Raw genomic sequence first — 15,848 nt, forward strand, 5'->3', positions numbered from 1 at the left:
CATTTGAACTGTATTCAGCTCAGGGAATTGGGTACAGCGCCTCATCAAACTGCTCAAGCTTCGGAAACACCAAGGGCTGCTCATCCGCCAGCCCTTGCAGCCGTTGCGCATACTCCACCAGGAAATCCTGCCGTGCCTCGGCGCTGATGTACGGCACATGCCATGCCACAAACGGCGCCAGCACGTCATACCCTACATACGCCAACGTCCCGCGCAGAATTGGCCGCAACATGTCCTCCAGCGGTCCATGAATCGCGCCCTCGCCAAACATATGCTCGCGCCCGCCCAGGGTCACCGTGACCATCGCCCGCTTGCCCGCCAGGCCGCCTTGATCGTAAAAGCGCTTGCCGCCGTAACACACGCCCGACACCAGCACCCGGTCAATCCAGCCCTTGAGCATGGCCGGTGCGGAGAACCAGAAGATCGGAAAGTTGAGGATCAGCAGATCTGCCCACAACAGCTTGTCCAACTCGCCCTGGATATCCGCGGCGATCGACTGCTTCTTCACCCCCAGCCGCTGCTCCAGGGCATACACCAGGTACTCGGGATTTTCCCGCGATGAAAAGTCCGCCGCCGACGCCACCGGGTTCCACTGCATGGCGTACAAATCGCTGACCTTTACCTCATGCCCCTGGCCTTCCAGCGTGGCCACCGCCTGATCGCGCAAGGCAGCGGTGAATGACTGCGGCTCGGGGTGCGCGTGAACAATCAAAACCTTCATACAAACTCCTCAAACGGTGTGCGCCGCCCGTTGGGCCAGCAAATGATCGAGCCAGTCGGGGTCCATCTCGGGCTCCGATGAAAACAGCAGGCCGGTGTAGTCCTGGTACGGCGGGGTAAAAATCGCGCTGCGAGTGCCCTGGTCCACCACCCTGCCCCGCTGCATCACCACCACTTCGTCGGCGATGGCGCGCACGGTGGCGACGTCATGGGTGATAAACAGGTAGCCCACACCCAGTTGCTGCTGGAGGCGGTTGAGCAACTTCAGCACGCCCTCGGCCACCAGTTGATCGAGGGCCGATGTGACTTCATCACAGATGATCAGTTGCGGGTCGGCTGCCAAGGCGCGGGCAATGCAGATACGCTGCTTCTGGCCGCCGGACAATTCCCTCGGTTGGCGCTCCATGAACACCGCCGGGTCCAGTTCGATCATCTCCAGCAACTCGGCAACGCGGGCGCGCATCGCCCTGCCCTTCAGGCCCAGGTAAAACGTCAGCGGCCGGCCGATGATATCGACGATGCGCTGACGCGGGTTCAGCGCGGTGTCGGGGATCTGGTAGATCATCTGGATGCGCCGCAATTGCTCCTTGGTTCGTCGCCGAAAATCCACCGGCAACACCTCGCCGTCGTACAGGACCTGCCCCGCCGTGGCCGCCAACAGTCCGGTAATCAACCGCGCCGTGGAGCTCTTGCCACTGCCCGACTCGCCGATCACCGCCAGGGTCTGGCCGCGATAGAGCTTCATCGACACGTCATGCAGCACCGGTTGATGACCGTAACTGGCGCTCACTTGGCGCACCTCCAACAGCGGTCGATCCTGCGTCGGGCAAGCCTTGGGTTCGGTGCGAAAACTGCGCACCGCCCACAGGGATTTGGTGTAGTCCTGCTGCGGCTGGCTGAGCATGCTGCGGGTGTCGGCCTCTTCTACCAACTTACCGTGGCGCAGCACCATGATACGGTCGGCCATCTGCGCCACCACCGCCAGGTCGTGGCTGATGTACAGTGCGGCACTGCCGTAGGTTTTCACCGCATCGCGGATCGCCGCCAGCACTTCTATCTGGGTGGTCACGTCGAGGGCCGTGGTGGGCTCGTCAAAGATGATCAGGTCCGGGTGGCAAGCCATGGCCATCGCGGTCATGACACGCTGCAACTGCCCGCCGGAGACTTGATGAGGATAACGCTGGCCAATGGTTTCCGGGTTGGGCAGGCGCAGCACGCGATACAACTCCACCGCCTCACGCTCGGCCTGGGCGCGATCGATACCGCCGTTGATCACCGCCGTTTCCACATGCTGATCGATCAGGCGATGCGCCGGGTTGAACGACGCCGCCGCGCTCTGCGCTACATAGGCAATGCGCAGGCCACGCAGCTTGCGCAGCGCCTCGGGCTTGGCCTGCAGCAATTGGATGCCATCAAAACACACCGAGCCGCCAATGATGCGGCAACCGTCCCGCGCATACCCCATCGCCGCCAGCCCCAGGGTGGATTTGCCCGCCCCCGACTCGCCGATCAAACCCAGCACTTCACCGCGTTGCAAGGTCAGGTCGATGCCCTTGATCAGCGGGTGCCAGGCGTCTTCGTAATGCCCTTCGATCTGCAGGTTGCGGATTTCCAGCAATGGCTTGTCCATCCTTCAACACTCCTTCAGGCCGCTGGATTTGTGCAGCATCCAGTCGACGACAAAATTCACGCTGACGATGATCAACGCCACTGCCAGGGCCGGCAGCAACGGGCTGATGTCGCCGAAGGTGATCAACACCGCATTGTCACGCACCATGCTGCCCCAGTCGGCAGTGGGCGGTTGAATGCCCAGGCCAAGAAACGACAACGCGCTGATAAACAGGAACACAAAACAGAAGCGCAGGCCGAATTCGGCAATCAGCGGCGCGGCAGCGTTGGGCAACACTTCACGGGTGACCAGCCACCACAGGCCTTCGCCGCGCAGGCGGGCGGCTTCGACAAAGTCCTGCACCACCACGGTCATTGCCACCGCACGGGACAGGCGAAACACCCGTGTCGAATCCAGCAATGCAATCACCAGCACCAGTGACGTGGCGTTGGTGCCCACCACGCTGAGGATCAGCAAGGCGAAGATCAGTTGCGGGATCGCCATCAGCACATCCACCACCCGCGACAAACCCTGGTCGATCCAGCCACCCTTGATGGCCGCCACCAAGCCGCTCAAGCCACCCAGCAAAAACGCTAGCGTAGTCGTCAGGAAAGCAATGCCCAGCGTGTTGCGCGCGCCGTACACCAAACGGCTGAACATATCGCGCCCCAGGTTATCGGTGCCCAGCAGGAACTGGCCGCTCCAGGGCGCAAAGCCCTCGCCCACTACCTGGGTTTCGCCATAGGGCGCCAGCAACGGCGCGAACACAGCCACCGCGATGTACAACAGAATAATCAGCAAGCCGAACTTGGCGCTCAACGGCGCACGGGCCACTTGGCTCAACAGGTTCATGGGCTACCCCTTGGGATGCATCAGGCGTGGGTTGCTGGCGATGGACAACACGTCCGCCCCGGTATTGAGCAAGATGTAAGTGGCGGCAAAGATCAGGCTGCACGCCTGCACCACCGGGATGTCGCGCTTGGATACCGAGTCCACCAGCAACTGGCCCAGGCCCGGATAGACGAACACCACTTCGACCACCACCACCCCCACCACCAGATACGCCAGGTTCAGCGCGACCACGTTGACGATCGGCGCCAGCGCGTTGGGCAGTGCATGCCGCCAGATAATCCGCGACTGACGGATGCCCTTCAGGCGAGCCATTTCGATATAGGGGCTGGCAAGCAGGTTGATCAGGGACGCGCGGGTCATGCGCATCATCTGCGCGATCACCACCAGGCTCAGGGTCGCCACCGGCAGTACCGAGCGTTCCAGGAGCGTGCCAAAGGTGGCATCCGGCGCCAGGTTGGACAGGCTGGGGAACCAGCCGAGTTTCACCGAGAACACCAGGATCAGCAGGTAGGCGACGAAGAACTCCGGAAACGACACGGCGCTCAACGCCGAGGTATTGAGCAGCCGATCGAACCAGCTGTTGCGGTACAGCGCCGCCAGCATGCCCAGCACCAGCGCCGTGGGCACCGAGACCAACGCCGCCAATGCAGCCAGGCTCAGGGTGTTGCCCAATCGCGCGCCGATCAGCTCGGCGATGGGCCGTTGATTGGCCAGCGACGCCCCCATGTCACCGTGCAGCAGGCGCAGCAACCAGTGCGCAAAGCGCGTGAACGGCGGCAGATCCAGGCCCAGCTGCGCGCGAAACGCCGCCACGGTTTCCGGCGTGGCGGACTGACCGAGCATGGCCTGGGCAATATCCCCCGGCAGCATGCCCACGGCGAGAAAGATGATCACCGACACGGCGAACAACGACAGCACACCCAGGGCCAGGCGTTGCAGGACCAACTTCAACAAGCTATTCATCGTGCGATTCCTTGACTGGGCACGCGTTCAAAGACATCACCGCCCTAATGTAGGAGCTGGCTTGCCAGCGATGCGGCCAGCGGCATCACCGCCAGCCTCCGGTCCGCCATCGCCGGCAAGCCGGCTCCTACAAGGGTCAGGCCTGCCACCACCGCTCGATCAACCGCAGCCCATCCAACTCACCATAGGGCGCGGTCAGCGGCCCGTGGTTGACCTTGTTCGAACGCGCCGCCACGGAGCTGGCAAACAGCGGCACAATCGCGCCGCCATCATCCCGGCACAGAGCCTGCATTTCGTTGTACATCTCCTGGCGCAACGGCGCGTTCATCTCGCCACGGGCGGCGTTGAGCAGTTGGTTGAAGCGCGGGTTGTCCCAGTGGGTTTCATTCCACGCCGCGCCTTTGGCGTAGCCGATGCTGAACATGCGGTCGGCGGTCAGGCTGCTGTACCAGAACGAAGTGGTGAACGGCTGCTTCATCCAGACGTTGGAGAAGAACCCATCGGCCGGTTCACGCACCACATCGATGTCGATACCCGCTTGGCGTGCCTGCTCCTTGAACAATACCGAGGCGTCCACCGCACCGGTGTAGGCCGCGCCAGAAGCTTGCAGGCGCACCTTGAGCGACTCCACACCGGCCTTGCGCAGGTAGAAGCGCGACTTGTCCGGGTCGTAGGCGCGCTGCTCCAGTGCCGCGTTGATAAAACGACTGCCGGGCTGGATCGGGTGGTCGTTGCCCACCAGGCCGTAGCCGTGCAGTACCGAAGCCAACAGCGTCTCACGGTTGATCGCGTGCTTCATGGCCATGCGGATGTCGTTGTTCTTGAACTCGTTGCTGTCGCACAGCATCGGGAAGGTGTAGTGCTGGGCGCCTTTGGTTTCCTCGATCACCAGCGCTGGATTGCGCTTGAGCAAGGCCACGGTCTTCAGGTCGACCTTGTTGATCACATCCACCTGGCCGGTGACCAGCGCATTGACCCGCGCGGCGCCGTCGGCGATGGCAAGCAATTCGGCACTGGCGAAGTGCGCGCGGTCGGGTTTCCAGTAGTCGGGGTTGCGTTCAAGGTCCATCCGCACGCCGGGTTCGAAGCTTTTCAGGCGATAGCCACTGGTGCCCACGCCGGCTTGCCAGTCAGCCACGCCGTCCTTGGCGGGCATGATCACCAGGTGGTAATCGGCGACAACGTAGGCGAAGTCGGCATTGCCTGAATGCAGTTCGAACACCACCGCATCGCTGCCCTTGGCGCTCACACTGGCGACATCACCCAGCACGGTCTTGGCGGCCGAGGTGGACTTGGCGTCCAGGTGATGGTTGATCGAGGCCACCACGTCTTCGGCGGTCAGACTTTTACCGTTATGGAAGGTTACGCCAGGGCGCAGGTGGAAGGTCCACACCCGAGCATCCGGCGTGGACTCAAAGCGCTCGGCCAGTTCGGGAATCGCGCTGCCGTCCACCGCGATTTCCGTAAGGGTGTTGTACACCGCCGAGAAACCGACAAAGGTGAAGGTATCGACCCAGGACCCCGGATCGCGGGAATCGGTGGTGCTGCCACCGGCCAGGCCCAGGCGCAGCACGCCGCCCGGTTTGGGCGTGGCGTCTGCGGCAAACGCCTGCAACGGCAAGCCCATGGAAAACGCCGCGGCCACCGCGCCAGCCACGGCGCTGTGTTTGAGGAAGTCACGGCGGTGCATCGCTTGAGTCATTTTGTTGTTGTTTTCGCTCATGGTCTTGTCTCTCTAAAGGTCAACAGGCACAGGCATGTTTCAACTCGATCAAGGTCACGCCATTGCGTTTGAAAGCGTTGCGCAGGTCCGTCTGCAATTCATCCAGGTTGCGGGGCTGGTTCACGGCGCAACCGAACGCCTGGGCGAACAGCGCGAAATCCGGGTTGCGCGGCAACACGCCGATGGGCTCAATGTCCAGGTTGAGCATGTCATCGCGGATTTGGCCGAGGGCGTCGTTGTTCCAGAGCAGCACCACCAACGGGCTGTCCAGCTCTTCGACGGCGGTGGCCAGTTCCTGGGCGGTGTAGAGGAAACCACCGTCGCCCACCAGCACCAAACCCGGCCGTTGTGGCGCGCCGAACTTGGCGCCGATGCCTGCGGGCAAGCCGTAACCCAAGGTGCCGTAGCCGGTGGGATGCAACCAGCTGCGCGGCGCACGGCTGCGGTAGGCGTAATTGCCGGTGTAGGCCAGTTGGGTCATGTCGCTGCTGATGAACGCATTAGCCGGAAGTTCGGCTTCGATACGGTCGAGAATGGCTTGGTGGATAGACTGCAACGGCCCGTGTCCCAACTCGACCGCCTGCAGCAATGCCGCCACTGACGCGATGGCGGCGTCAGCGTTGCGGGATGTGGCCGGGAGGCGCTCCAGCAAGGCCAGCACGGTCTGCTGTGCATCGCCTTTAAGTGCCACGGCACAGGGATAGAAGTCATTGAACTTGCGCACGTCGATATCCACCCGCAACAGCTCGCCGTTGAGGGGCAAACGCTCACGCCAATAGTCGGTGTCGGCCATTTCCGTGCCCACCGCCAGCACCACATCCGCTTCGCTGATCAGTTGCCAGCCAGGTTCGACGCAGAGGGTGGAACCGGCATTCAGCGGGTCGTTGATGGGCAGCAAACCCTTGCCGGCCACGCTGGTGAAGCACGGCGCCGCCAACTGGGCGCTCAACCGTTGCAAAGCCTCGCCCGCCGCCAATGCACCGCCACCGGCAATGATCATGGGCCGCTTGGCTGACGCGAGTTTGGCCACGGCCTGCTCCAAGGCTTCAGCCGACGGCAAGCCGCGACCAGGGCGGCGCACTACCTCGCTGCTCCAGTCCCGCTGGATCGGCGCGGCCAACACGTCCAGCGGCACCGAGATATGCACCGGACGGGGTCGCTCGCTGTCGAACACCGCGTAGGCGCGGGCGACCAATTCAGGCAAATCCTCGGTGCTCAGTGCCACCGCCGAAAACGCGGTGATCGGCGCCGTGATGGCGCGCTGGTCCTGGGTCTCATGCAGGATGCCCCAACCTTTGCCGAGGCTGGCGGTACTGTTGACGCTCGAAATCACCAGCATCGGAATCGAATCAGCGTACGCCTGGCCAATAGCGGTGGCGGCATTGGTCACGCCGGGACCGGTGATCACAAAACACACCCCCGGCTTGCCGCTGACTCGCGCGTAGCCGTCAGCCATAAAGCCGGCACCTTGCTCATGCCGTGTGAGCACATGGCGAATGCCGCTGCCGGGCAGGCCGCGATACAGCTCCAGGGTGTGCACACCGGGGATACCGAACACCGTGTCGACGCCATAATTGGCCAGCAACCGCACCAGGGCCTGCCCGCCGGTCAGGGTTTTATCGTGCATGTTCATCTCCTAGACGGATCATTGCATCGACCGCCGTGGCGCCCTGGGCATTGACCAATAATGGGTTCACATCCAGCTCCAGCAACTGCCCGGCGTTGGCGCAGGCGTAGTCCGCCACGGCACGGATCGCGGCGACCAATGCATCCATATTCGCCACTTCCCGCCCGCGAAAACCTTGCAGCAATGCTGCGCTGCGCAGGCTGAGCAAGGCGTTGCGGATCGCGCTGTCGGTGGTCGGCAACAACAGGCTGCGGCTGTCCTTGAGCAGTTCCACCAGGATCCCGCCGGCGCCGATGACCAGGGCCAGGCCGAAGTCGTTTTCGCGCTTGATGCCCACGATCAACTCGGCCAATGGCGGTGTAGCCATGGACTCCAGCAGCAATTGATCGAAGACGACATGCGGCGCATAAGTCCAAATATGCTCGCGCATCTGCTCAAGTGCGCTGGTCAGGGCCATGCCGTTTTGCAGGTTCAACACCACGGCACCGGCCTCGGTCTTATGCGGCAACTGTGCGCTGACCGCCTTGAGCACCAAGGGATAGCCCAGCAACTCTGCATCGTTGAGCGCCCTTCCCGGCGTACTCAGCACGCCGGCCGGTGTGGTCAGGCCGAATGCACGCAGGGCTTGCTTGGAGGCCCACTCGTCCAGGGCCCCGCCGCTGTCGTCCAGGGCTTTTGGGCACAAGGGCTCGAGGATCGACTCGCCTCGCTCCAGCAACACGCGGCGGTTGTTCTGGTAATCGGCAATCCGCCCCCAAGCCGCCAATGCATCCTCTACGCCTTGCAGCGCAGCGATTCCCTGAGCATGCAGGCGCTCGCGGGCATGGGCCGGCAAGAGTTCGGGAAACGCCGAGGTGACAAATCCGGTCTTGCCATGCCGGCCGAGCGCGGCGCAGAACAGCGTTAGCAGCAGGTCGCACTCCTTGCGCTCGCCGGTGAATTCAGCCGGGTAATCCAGCACCAGCATGGCCGCATCGGCATCGGTTCGCAGGGCGGTGTCGAGCATGGCGTTGAGGGCTTCACGGTCGCCCCAGATGGCGGTGGTGAAATCCAGCGGGTTGACCAGGTTCGCGTAGCTGGGCAGCACCTGGGCCAGTTCAACGCGTTGCTCTTCGTCCAGTTTCGGCAAGGCCAGATGATTGCGTTCGGCATAATCGGCAATCAAGCCCGCATCGCCACCCGAACAGGCCAATGCAATCAAGCGATTGCCCGCCGGCAGATTGCCGCACGCCGCAGCTTTGAGGGTTTCGACAAAACTCACTGGCCCGCTGACGCGAATCACGCCCAGTCGCGCAAACAGGCTGTCGTACAGCGCGTCGGAGCCGGACAACGAACTGGTGTGACTCAAGGCCAGCTCGGCACCGATCTGCGACACGCCGGTTTTCAGCGCGATGATCGGAATGCCTTTCTCCAGGGCCTTGTGCGCTGCTCGGGCAAACCCCGGCACATTCTTCAAGCCTTCCAAGTGCAGGCCGATGGCGGTGACGCGTGGTTCATCAAGCAACACATCCATCAGTTCGGCAACGCCCAGTTGCGCCTGGTTACCGACCGACGCCATGTAGGCCACCGGCAGCGAACGGTCGCTCATCGACAGGTTGTAGGCGAAGTTGCCACTCTGGGTGAGCACCGCCACGCCCTTCTCCACCGACTTGCCGCCGTGGGCCACCGGCCACAGCGCCGAGCTGTGCAGGTAATCCAGCAGGCCGTAGCAGTTGGGGCCAAGCAAGGCCATGTCGCCCGCCGCCTTTAAGAGCTGCTGCTGCATGGCGGCGCCGCTGGCACCGGTTTCGGCAAAACCGGAGGCGTAGCAAATCGCGCCACCGGTGCCCATAACGGCCAGTTCAGCGACGCAGGTCAGCGTCAATTCACGGTTGGTGGCGATAAACACCGCATCCGGCCCACGCGGTAAATCGGCCACGCGGCGCACACAGGGGATGCCATCGAGGCTGTCATATTGCGGGTTGACCAGCCACATCGGCCCGGTAAAACCACCGTCGGCACAGCGCTTGAGCGCGCGCGCCATGCTGCGTCCGCCAACGAATGCCAGGTGCCGGGGCGCCAGCAGACGCTTGAGGTTGTCGCGAATAGCCTGGGACATACGCTCTCCTCGCCGCTTAACGCAACAGTGGCCGCAACAGTTCACGGGCGATGATATGGCGCTGGATTTCCGACGTGCCTTCCCAGATCCGCTCGATCCGTGCGTTGCGCCAGATGCGCTCGACCGGCCCTTCATCCATCAAGCCCATGCCGCCGAAAATCTGCACGGCTTCGTCAGCGACCTTGCCCAGGGTTTCACTGGCAAACAGCTTGGCCATGCCAGCCTCGCCATCGGTCATGTTGCCTTGGTCCATTTTCCAGGCGGTGTGCAGGGTCAGCAGTTCAGCCGCGCGAATCTGCGTGGCCATGTCGGCCAACTTGAAACTCACGCCTTGGTAGCTGCCGATCGGCTGGCCGAACTGTTTGCGGTCCGCCGCCCATCGCAACGACACATCCAGCGCGCGCTGGGCCTGGCCGACGCAGTTGGCGGCCACCATCACACGGCCAGCGGTGAGCCAGGCGTTGGCCACTTCCCAGCCTTTGCCCACTTCGCCCAGTACCTTGGACGCCGGTACGCGGCAGTCGTCAAAGAACATTTCGTAGGTGTGATAACCCCGGTTGCTCACGCACTTGGGGCCACGGCGGATGGTCATGCCAGGCGTCCCCCGATCCACCAGGAACGAAGTCACCGCGTTGCGCTGTCGACCGTTGTGTTCGTAGGTATCAGTGACCGCAAACACGATGGCGAAATCGGCGTGCCCGGCGTGGCTGATGAAGTGTTTGCTGCCGTTGATCACGAAGTCATCGCCACTGCGCACGGCGCGGGTCTTGATGGCATTGGCGTCGGAACCGGCGCCGGGTTCGGTCAAGGCAAAACAGTCGATTTTCTTGCCTTGCACGCAGGGCAACAGGTAGTCGCCAATCTGCGAGCCGGTGCACGCCATCAGGATCTTGGACGGCCGCGCGACAAACACATGCAGCGCCCACGAGACTTTGGACAACTCCCGCTCGATCAGCGCCTGGGACAGGTAGTCCAGGCCACCGCCGCCCACTTCTTCCGGCATGTTGAAGGCATAGAACCCAGCGGCAATCGCCTTATCGCGAATCTGCGCAGCCAACTCGGACGAGACCTCATCGGCACGGTCCACCGCCTCTTCATGGGGCAACAATTCCTTGGCAACAAAACTGCGTACAGCGTCCACCAACATGTCTTGTTCTTGGCTGAGTTGGAAATTCATGGCGCTACCTGTTCGGGGTGTTGTTGTTATTTGCCGGAGAAATTCGGGAGGCGTTTTTCCAGGGAGGCGCGCAAGGCTTCGGCGCCATCGGCACTGCGTCCGCACAACAAGCCAGCGGCCAGTTCGGCCTGCAGTTGCTCGGGCAGGCTGCGGTCGGCGCCTTCACGGATCAGGGTCTTGGTCTGGGCGAACGCGAAGGTCGGACCGTTGGCCAGGCGCGTGGCGAGTTCGGTGGCGTGGGCGTGCAGTTGATCATCCGCAACCACCTCTGCGACAAGGCCGGCGGCCAGGGCGCGGTCGGCGCTCCACAGCTCGTCAAGGAACAGCAGGCGCTTGGCTTGTTCGCTGCCGATCAGGCGCGGCAAGTGCCAACTGGCACCGGCGTCGGGCGAGTAGGCCATGCCTGTGTAGCCGGCTTTGAAGCGCGCCGATTGGGCGGCGACGCGCAAGTCGCAACACAGGGTCAGGTCCATGCCCGCCCCGACGGCGGTGCCGTTGATGGCGGCAATCGTGGGTTTGTCGAGGGTGTGCAGGCGAGCCATCAAGGCGTGGGCGGTTTCGGTCCAGCCATAGGTTTCGAGGGCGCCACGGGCTTCGGCATCAGCCCACTCGGCCAGGTCGGCCCCGGCGCAAAAGCTGCGTCCGTTGCCGGTCAATACCACCACGCGTACAGCGGGGTCAGTGTTGAAGGCGTCGAGCAAGGTGTGCAGGTGCTTGAGGGTGGGAATGTCCAAGGCGTTGCGCTGCGGGCCACGGTTGAGGGTGATCCAGGCAACGCTAGCTTGCACATGAGTAAGCACGGGCGAATCGGTAGTCATGGCTTCCTCGAATTATTTTAGTTGGCTTGAGGGGTGCGACATGAGGCGATACTAAACAAGTGTTCAGTAAGAAGGCAATCGGCAAACCGCAAATATTTTCAGAAGGGGAAATGGCCGACCTGAACCTTGCGTTCAGGCGGCTGCAGAAGACTCAGGGTTTGAGCTGATAACGCTGGCGGCCACCGGCCTGCAGGCCATCGACCCAGGCTTCGCAGATCTGGATACCCTGCTGCGGCGTGAACGTGCCGGGGTTGAGCCCCGACTCCAGCCACAACCCGTCGAGCAGTGCGCTCAGGCCGATGGCGGCCAGATCGGCGTCGAAGTGCTTCCAGCCCTCCTCCTTGGCCATGTCGGTCAGCGCCGAACGCATGATGGTGCGGTATTCGCCATAGGAGTGTTCGTGAGCCAGGTTGATCGCCGGCGCGGTCTTGACCGCGCCCCAGAACACCAACCAGGCGTCCAGCAGGTGCGGGTCGAGCAATTCGGCGGAAAATGAGCCACGGAACAACGCCGACAGGCGCTCCCGAGGGTTCGGCGGCGCCTTCGCCATGGTTTCGCGCAGCAGGCTCATGACCTGGTCGGTGATGGTGCGGTAGGCCTCCGCCACCAGCTCATCCTTGCCCGAATAGTGATGGCTGATCAGCCCCACTGACACCCCGGCCTCGGCGCTGATCTTGCGGATCGACGCCCCCTGGAAACCATCACGCTTGAGACACGTGAGCGTGGCCTGGACCAGATTGGCCTTGCGCACTTCCGGATCCATCCGGGAAAAACGGGATTCCTGGGTCATGCGGCAAATTCCTACGATTGAGTCGGCATCACGACTCTACCTCAGTCGCGATAGCCCGGCGACACCCGATCCAGCATCCGCAGCAACGCCGCCCAGGCCAGTTGCATGGCGTCCAGGTCGACCAACTCACCCTCTTCCAGCGGACGGCCAGGATTGTTGAATTGCTGTTCGGTGTAGGCGCAGACCTCGTCAGACGGCAGCACCAGCTTGCCGCACGCCTGGGCGGCAATCTGGATATCGCAGGCCTTCTCCAGGTAATACATGCGCAGGAACGCCTGGCTGACCGTCTCACCCACCGTCAGCAAACCATGGTTGCGCAGCATCAGCACCGGCTTGTCGCCTAGGTCCCGCACCAGCCGCTGCTGCTCATCCATGTCCAGGGCCACACCTTCGTAATCGTGGTAGGCCACCTTGCCGTAGAACTCCATGGAGATCTGGTTCACCGGTAACAACCCGCACTCCAAGGCCGCCACTGCACAGCCTGCGCGGGTGTGGGTGTGCAGCACGCACTGAGCGTCTTCGCGGGCGCCATGAATCGCACTGTGAATCACGAAGCCCGCCGGGTTGACCGCATACGCCGAGGGCTCCACGGCGTGACCGTCCAGGCCGATCTTCACCAGGCTCGAGGCGGTGATTTCGTCGAACATCAGCCCGTAGGGATTGATCAGGAAGTGATGCTCGGGCCCAGGGATGCGCACCGAGATATGCGTGAAAATCAGATCACTCATGCGGTAGTGCGCGATCAATCGATAGCACGCGGCGAGCTGTTCACGCAGCTGCTGTTCGATGGAGTGAGTCATTTTTATTCTCCAGGCAGGGGGGTGGTGAGGGCGACGCTAATTCAGTCAATAGTAAAAAAACAAGTTGATTTTTTACTGACGCTCACCTCCTATAGAAAAATAACAATAACAGCGCCTGGAGTATCCGCACCATGTCGCACCCGACCTTTCCCCACCTGTTCGAACCGCTGGAGCTGCGTGGCAAACGCCTGAAAAACCGCATCATGTCCAGCGGGCACGATACGTCGATGCCTACCGATAATCGGGTCAATGCGCAGTTGATCGCCTATCACCGTGCTCGCGCCGAGGGCGGTGTGGGGCTGATCGTGTTACAGGTAGCCGGGGTGCATGACAGTGCGCGCTATACCTCCCATGTGCTGATGGCGACCGAAGACAGCTGCATCGACGGCTACCGCGAATTGGCCGAGACCTGCCATGCCCACGGTACCGTGGTGCTGTCGCAGATCTTCCATCCGGGCCGGGAAATCATGGAGTCGGCCGATGGCCTGCTGGCCGTGGCGTACTCGGCGTCAGGGGTGCCGAATGAACGCTTTCGCGTGATGCCACGAGCGCTGGACCAGGCGATGATCAACGAGATCGTCGCGGGTTATGCCTCGGCTGCCAGACGCTTGCATGAGGCCGGGATCGATGGGGTGGAAGTGGTTGCCAGCCATGGGTATCTGCCGGCGCAGTTTCTCAATCCTCGGGTAAACCGGCGTACCGATGATTACAACGGTTCTCTGGAACATCGGTTGAAGTTCTTGAGGGAAATCATCGAAGCCGTAAGGGCCGCCACCGACGAACAGTTCATTATCGGGCTGCGCATTTCTGCCGATGAACGCGACGCCGAAGGCCTCACTGAAAACGAGTCGCTTGAAGCCGTTCAACACCTGCAAACCCAGCTGGATTACGTGCATATCGTCGCGGGCACATCAGCGTCCCTGGGCGGCGCAGTCCACATCGTGCCGCCCATGGCGATTGCCGCCGCGTACCTCGCCAACGAGGCGGCGACGTTCAAGGCCAGCCTGTCGATTCCGCTATTCGTCACTGGGCGAATCAATCAACCCCAGGAAGCCGAACTGATATTGGCGCGGGGCCAGGCCGATGTCTGCGGCATGACGCGTGCGTTGATCTGCGACCCGCTGATGCCGGCCAAGACCCTTGAGGGCCGTGGCGAAGACGTGCGGGCTTGCATCGCCTGCAATCAAGCCTGCATCGGTCATTTTCACAAGGGGCTGCCGATCTCCTGTATCCAGCATCCCGAGACTGGCCGCGAGTTGGTGTTTGGTGAGTTGCAACAGGCAGTGAAGCCCAAACGCATCATGGTGGTGGGCGGTGGCCCGGCGGGCATGAAAGCAGCGGCAGTCGCCGCGAAACGCGGGCATGCGGTAACGCTGTACGAAGCCAGCGGTCAACTCGGCGGGCAAGTGTTGCTGGCCCAACTGCTACCACGGCGCAGCGAATTCGGCGGGGCCAGTACCAACCTGCAACGTGAAATGGAACTGGCGGGGGTACGGGTGGTGCGCCATACCCGGGTTGATCGTAAATGGGTGGAACAGGAACAGCCCGATCACGTCATCATTGCCACCGGCGCCGAGCCTTATTGGCCAGCCTTCGAACAGGGTGGCGAGCTTCAGGTGGTGGACGCGTGGCAGGTGCTGCGCGAGCAGGTCACGTTGGGCCGCTCGGTGGTGGTGGTCGATTGGCGTTGCGACTGGATCGGCCCCGGTATTGCTGAGCGCCTTATGCGCGCCGGCCATCAGGTGCAACTGGCGGTCAATGGCACCCACTGTGGGGAAAACCTGCCGCTGTATGTACGCGATCAACTGGCGGGCGAACTGCATCGGCTGGGCATCCCGATCATCCCTTACGCCCGCCTCTATGGCTGCGATGACACCACGGTCTACTTGCAACACACCGCCAGCGGCGAGCCGATGCTGCTGGAACATATCGACACGCTGGTGTTGTGCCAAGGCCACCAGCCGGTAGACACTCTGGGCGCGGAGCTGCAAGGCTTGGTGCCCTTTGATCGTATCGGCGACTGCCTGGCCCCGCGCACCGCCGAAGAAGCGATCTACGAAGGACTCAAAGTGGCGTGGAACCTGTGACAGACAATCCCCAGCAACTGTTTCTCGGCACGCGCATTCGCGGGCTGCGCAAGGCGCGTGGCCTGACCCTCACGGCCCTGGCGCAGGCCAGCGAATTGACGGCCGGCTACCTCAGCCAGTTGGAGCGTAACCTGGCGTATCCATCGATTCCCGCATTGTTCAATATTGCCCGCAGCCTGGGCGTGACCATCCAGTGGTTCTTCGCCAGCGAAACCGTAGCCGCTGTCGAGGACGAAGGCTATGTCGTGCGCAAAGGCAACCGCCAGAGCATTCATTACGAGGACGGCATCGTCGACCAATTGCTGACGCCGTTGCCCAACCACCAACTGGAAATGCTCCAATCAAGCTTCCCGCCGGGTACGTATAGCCAGCAGAACTACAGCCATGAAGGCGAAGAAGCGGGATACGTACTGAGCGGCCAGTTCGAGTTGTGGGTAAGTGAGCGACACTTCCTGCTGCAGGCCGGTGACAGTTTCAGCTTCGCCAGCCGTGAGCCCCATCGATACGGCAATCCTGGCAAGGTAGAAACCGTGGTGATCTGGGTAATTACACCGCCGACATTTTAGGCAGCTCATACAAATGGA

At 62.4% G+C, this 15,848-nt stretch carries 13 protein-coding genes; 2 read left to right on the top strand and 11 right to left on the bottom strand.

Features of this window, described 5'->3' with window-relative positions:
• Positions 1–19: 19 nt before the first annotated feature.
• From ACP7C6_RS25840 to ACP7C6_RS25890, 11 genes are all read right to left on the bottom strand, one after another.
• Positions 20–721: an NAD(P)H-dependent oxidoreductase gene (locus ACP7C6_RS25840; RefSeq protein WP_308908660.1), complete on the bottom strand. Its 702-nt coding sequence runs from the start codon at positions 719–721 to the stop codon at positions 20–22.
• 9 nt (positions 722–730) lie between these two features.
• Positions 731–2,350, bottom strand: a complete 1,620-nt coding sequence (locus ACP7C6_RS25845) for an ABC transporter ATP-binding protein (RefSeq protein WP_426109407.1) — start codon at positions 2,348–2,350, stop codon at positions 731–733.
• Between the two features lie 3 nt (positions 2,351–2,353).
• Complete coding sequence (locus tag ACP7C6_RS25850; protein WP_426109408.1) at positions 2,354–3,181, bottom strand: ABC transporter permease; 828 nt, start codon at positions 3,179–3,181, stop codon at positions 2,354–2,356.
• A gap of 3 nt (positions 3,182–3,184) precedes the next feature.
• A complete protein-coding gene (locus ACP7C6_RS25855; protein WP_426109409.1) occupies positions 3,185–4,144 on the bottom strand; it encodes an ABC transporter permease in 960 nt (319 codons plus the stop codon).
• A 136-nt stretch (positions 4,145–4,280) separates the two neighbouring features.
• Positions 4,281–5,867, bottom strand: a complete 1,587-nt coding sequence (locus ACP7C6_RS25860; protein ID WP_426109410.1) for an ABC transporter substrate-binding protein — start codon at positions 5,865–5,867, stop codon at positions 4,281–4,283.
• A 19-nt stretch (positions 5,868–5,886) separates the two neighbouring features.
• Positions 5,887–7,494 carry a 5-guanidino-2-oxopentanoate decarboxylase gene (locus tag ACP7C6_RS25865; protein WP_426109411.1) on the bottom strand — a complete coding sequence of 536 codons (1,608 nt, stop codon included), beginning with the start codon at positions 7,492–7,494 and terminating at the stop codon, positions 5,887–5,889.
• Positions 7,484–9,592, bottom strand: a complete 2,109-nt coding sequence (locus ACP7C6_RS25870) for an acetate--CoA ligase family protein (protein WP_426109412.1) — start codon at positions 9,590–9,592, stop codon at positions 7,484–7,486. The genes ACP7C6_RS25865 and ACP7C6_RS25870 overlap by 11 nt, the downstream gene beginning before the upstream one ends.
• A 16-nt stretch (positions 9,593–9,608) precedes the next feature.
• On the bottom strand, positions 9,609–10,769 hold the full coding sequence (locus ACP7C6_RS25875; protein WP_028619641.1) for an acyl-CoA dehydrogenase family protein: 1,161 nt from the start codon (positions 10,767–10,769) through the stop codon (positions 9,609–9,611).
• Positions 10,770–10,795: 26 nt separating this feature from the next.
• A complete protein-coding gene (locus tag ACP7C6_RS25880) occupies positions 10,796–11,587 on the bottom strand; it encodes an enoyl-CoA hydratase/isomerase family protein (protein WP_426109413.1) in 792 nt (263 codons plus the stop codon).
• A gap of 151 nt (positions 11,588–11,738) precedes the next feature.
• The gene (locus ACP7C6_RS25885) at positions 11,739–12,377 is read right to left on the bottom strand and encodes a TetR family transcriptional regulator C-terminal domain-containing protein (protein WP_068931796.1); all 639 of its coding nucleotides are present in this window, start codon (positions 12,375–12,377) and stop codon (positions 11,739–11,741) included.
• A 41-nt stretch (positions 12,378–12,418) separates the two neighbouring features.
• Positions 12,419–13,177, bottom strand: coding sequence for a class II aldolase/adducin family protein (locus tag ACP7C6_RS25890; protein WP_028619638.1), 759 nt, complete (start codon positions 13,175–13,177; stop codon positions 12,419–12,421).
• A gap of 131 nt (positions 13,178–13,308) precedes the next feature.
• Here ACP7C6_RS25890 and ACP7C6_RS25895 point away from each other — a divergent pair, with 131 nt between their 5' ends.
• Together ACP7C6_RS25895 and ACP7C6_RS25900 are read left to right on the top strand one after the other, a co-directional pair.
• Positions 13,309–15,264 carry an FAD-dependent oxidoreductase gene (locus tag ACP7C6_RS25895; protein ID WP_426109414.1) on the top strand — a complete coding sequence of 652 codons (1,956 nt, stop codon included), beginning with the start codon at positions 13,309–13,311 and terminating at the stop codon, positions 15,262–15,264.
• Positions 15,252–15,830, top strand: coding sequence for a helix-turn-helix domain-containing protein (locus ACP7C6_RS25900; RefSeq protein ID WP_016977386.1), 579 nt, complete (start codon positions 15,252–15,254; stop codon positions 15,828–15,830). The genes ACP7C6_RS25895 and ACP7C6_RS25900 overlap by 13 nt, the downstream gene beginning before the upstream one ends.
• The last annotated feature ends 18 nt before the right edge of the window (positions 15,831–15,848 follow it).

Source organism: Pseudomonas sp. TWR1-1-4 (assembly GCF_049897165.1).
GTDB classification, from domain to species: domain Bacteria; phylum Pseudomonadota; class Gammaproteobacteria; order Pseudomonadales; family Pseudomonadaceae; genus Aquipseudomonas; species Aquipseudomonas canadensis.

What these genes read in the sequence shown, in the direction of transcription:
- ACP7C6_RS25840 (WP_308908660.1), bottom strand. Translation starts at nt 721, where the DNA reads ATGAAGGTTTTGATTGTTCACGCGCACCCCGAGCCGCAGTCATTCACC.
- ACP7C6_RS25845 (WP_426109407.1), bottom strand. Translation starts at nt 2,350, where the DNA reads ATGGACAAGCCATTGCTGGAAATCCGCAACCTGCAGATCGAAGGGCAT.
- ACP7C6_RS25850 (WP_426109408.1), bottom strand. Translation starts at nt 3,181, where the DNA reads ATGAACCTGTTGAGCCAAGTGGCCCGTGCGCCGTTGAGCGCCAAGTTC.
- ACP7C6_RS25855 (WP_426109409.1), bottom strand. Translation starts at nt 4,144, where the DNA reads ATGAATAGCTTGTTGAAGTTGGTCCTGCAACGCCTGGCCCTGGGTGTG.
- ACP7C6_RS25860 (WP_426109410.1), bottom strand. Translation starts at nt 5,867, where the DNA reads ATGAGCGAAAACAACAACAAAATGACTCAAGCGATGCACCGCCGTGAC.
- ACP7C6_RS25865 (WP_426109411.1), bottom strand. Translation starts at nt 7,494, where the DNA reads ATGCACGATAAAACCCTGACCGGCGGGCAGGCCCTGGTGCGGTTGCTG.
- ACP7C6_RS25870 (WP_426109412.1), bottom strand. Translation starts at nt 9,592, where the DNA reads ATGTCCCAGGCTATTCGCGACAACCTCAAGCGTCTGCTGGCGCCCCGG.
- ACP7C6_RS25875 (WP_028619641.1), bottom strand. Translation starts at nt 10,769, where the DNA reads ATGAATTTCCAACTCAGCCAAGAACAAGACATGTTGGTGGACGCTGTA.
- ACP7C6_RS25880 (WP_426109413.1), bottom strand. Translation starts at nt 11,587, where the DNA reads ATGACTACCGATTCGCCCGTGCTTACTCATGTGCAAGCTAGCGTTGCC.
- ACP7C6_RS25885 (WP_068931796.1), bottom strand. Translation starts at nt 12,377, where the DNA reads ATGACCCAGGAATCCCGTTTTTCCCGGATGGATCCGGAAGTGCGCAAG.
- ACP7C6_RS25890 (WP_028619638.1), bottom strand. Translation starts at nt 13,177, where the DNA reads ATGACTCACTCCATCGAACAGCAGCTGCGTGAACAGCTCGCCGCGTGC.
- ACP7C6_RS25895 (WP_426109414.1), top strand. Translation starts at nt 13,309, where the DNA reads ATGTCGCACCCGACCTTTCCCCACCTGTTCGAACCGCTGGAGCTGCGT.